We start from the raw sequence: 2,461 nt of genomic DNA on the forward strand, positions 1-2,461 counted from the left end.
GCCGGGGTGGGCCGTTCCACGATACCGCCCTCGGGCTGCTCCGCCGCAACGTCCATTACCGGTTTGTCGGGCGCATCGTCCGCCGGGGTATCGTTCACCGGGCCGTCGACCTTTTCCGGCACCTCGGTATCGGCCCCGGGGTCCATCATCTTGTGGGTGCCGTCATGGGGCACGGCCTTATCCACCGGCTTGACCTTGGTGCGTTCGGCCTTCTCCGCGCGGTAGCCGAGGCCTTCCATCAGGTCGGCGAACTGCTCCAGCGTCATGCCGGTGATCGACAGCATGTCGGCCTTGGCCTCGAACCCGCCGCGCGAATCCTCGGCGCGCAGCATGTCGGCCAGCCGTTCCAGCATGTCGATGCGGATGGCCCGCTTGCCCGCGTTGCGGTAGCCGGACATCGTATCGGCCCCCTCGGGCGCATCGGCTTCCACGGGAATGGTCACGAGGCCGGGCGGCGGCGATTCGGGGAATTCGTTCAGACCCTTGCCCAGCGACCAGAGCACCAGCCGCAGCCGCGTGGGGGCGGGTTTCAGAAGCAGCGGCATGAAGATGGTGAACTGACCAAAGCGCAGACCATGCTTGCGCAGCGCCGAGCGCGCATCCTGATCGAGCGATTTCACCTCTTCAGCCACCTGCACACGCGGCAGGATGCCGAAATTCTCCACCATGCGGAAGGCAAAGCCCTTGGCCAGCCCGCTGAGGCTTTCGTCCTTCTGCAGCGACAGCAGCGGTTCGAACAAGGCGGCGATCTTGCGGTCGATGAAATGCTGCAAGCGGCGCTTCACCTTCTCGGCGACCTCGGCGCCTGCGACATCATCCACGAAAACCTCGACCTGCGGCTTCAGCAGATCGGAACCCGCCACCAGCTTGCCAACCGCGGCAGAGCCCCACATCAGCCCGCCCTGTTCGGTAAAATCGATCTCGGTATCGGGGGCGTTGTAGAACCGGTCCGCGCGCAGATGGAACTGCGGGGCCAGCGCCTGCAATGCGGCGGATTTGATGGTCTTTTCCTCCGCGCCGCCGGCGCCCTTGTCCGCCCTGAACCGGAAGCCGTCCAGCTTGCCTACGTGTTCGCCTTCTACGGTCACTTCGCCGTTGTCGTTTACTTCGGCCACCATGGCTTCCTTCTGTCCAAGCCGGCGCAAAAGCACGGATGTGCGCCGGTCCACAAATCTCTGGGTCAGACGTTCGTGCAATGCGTCCGACAAGCGGTCTTCTACGATACGGGTCTCCCCGCGCCAATGGCTTTCATCTGCTGTCCATCCCCGGCGTTGTGCCACGTAGGTCCAGGTTCGGATGAAAGCCAGTCGTTTGGACAACGCATCAATGTCGCCATCGGTTCGATCAATCCTGCGGATTTGTCGGGCGAGCCAGTCGTCGGGGATCGTGCCGCGCTGATGCAGGTAGTTGAAGATGCGTTCCAGAAGGCCCGCGTGTTCCCCGTGGGAGATGCCGCGGAAGTCCGGGATCCGGCAGACATCCCACAACAGCCGCACCGAAGGACCATCGGTGCAGCGGGCCTCCACCTCGGCAACCTGCGCCAGTTCCTTCAGGGCGCGCAGGTCATCCGCCTCTCTCGCGCGCATCAGCCTTTCATGTTCCGGCGGCGCCTCCAGCGTCTGGATGAGCCGGTCGATACTGCCGAATTGCAGCGCGTGATTGCGCCAGTTGACCTTGTTCTGCGGGGTGAAGGAATGATCCATGATCGCCCGCGCCACCTGATCGTCGAGCGGCGGCGCGTCCCCGGTGGTGCCGAAGGTGCCGCTGTTGAACCCGCGCCCGGCCCGGCCCGCGATCTGGGCAAGCTCATTCGGGGCAAGCGGGCGCATCCGCCGCCCGTCGAACTTCGACAGGGCCGAAAAGGCGACGTGATCGACATCGAGGTTCAGCCCCATGCCGATGGCATCCGTCGCCACGAGGTAATCGACCTCGCCGTTCTGGTACATCGCCACCTGCGCGTTGCGCGTCCGGGGGCTGAGCGCGCCCATCACCACGGCGGCCCCGCCCTTCTGGCGGCGTATCAACTCGGCGATGGCATAGACATTCTCCACCGAGAAGCCGACGATGGCGCTGCGGGGGCGCATCCGGCTGATTTTCTTCTGGCCCGAATGGATCAGCTCGCTCATCCGTTCGCGGCGCATGAACTGGGCGCCGGGCACAAGGCTCGCGATGGTGCCGCGCATGGTGTCCGAACCAAGGAACAGGGTTTCGTGCAGCCCGCGCGCCCGCAGCAGGCGGTCGGTGAAGACATGGCCGCGCTCCGGATCGGCGGCGAGCTGGATTTCATCCACCGCGACGCAATCGGCGCCCATCCCCTCGGGCATCGCCTCTACCGTGCAGACCCAGTACTGGGTGCGGGGCGGCACGATCCGCTCCTCGCCCGTCACCAGCGCCACGACCGACGGGCCGCGCAGGGCCACGATCCGGTCATAGACCTCCCGGGCGAGCAGGCGCAGCGGCA

At 65.7% G+C, this 2,461-nt stretch carries 1 protein-coding gene; it reads right to left on the reverse strand.

What is annotated here, in order from left to right:
* The coding region (locus A3764_RS22490; protein WP_150122410.1) for a helicase-related protein at window positions 1–2,461 on the reverse strand (2,461 nt) is incomplete at both ends.

This window comes from Sulfitobacter sp. HI0129, from assembly GCF_001635395.1.
Lineage (GTDB): Bacteria > Pseudomonadota > Alphaproteobacteria > Rhodobacterales > Rhodobacteraceae > Sulfitobacter.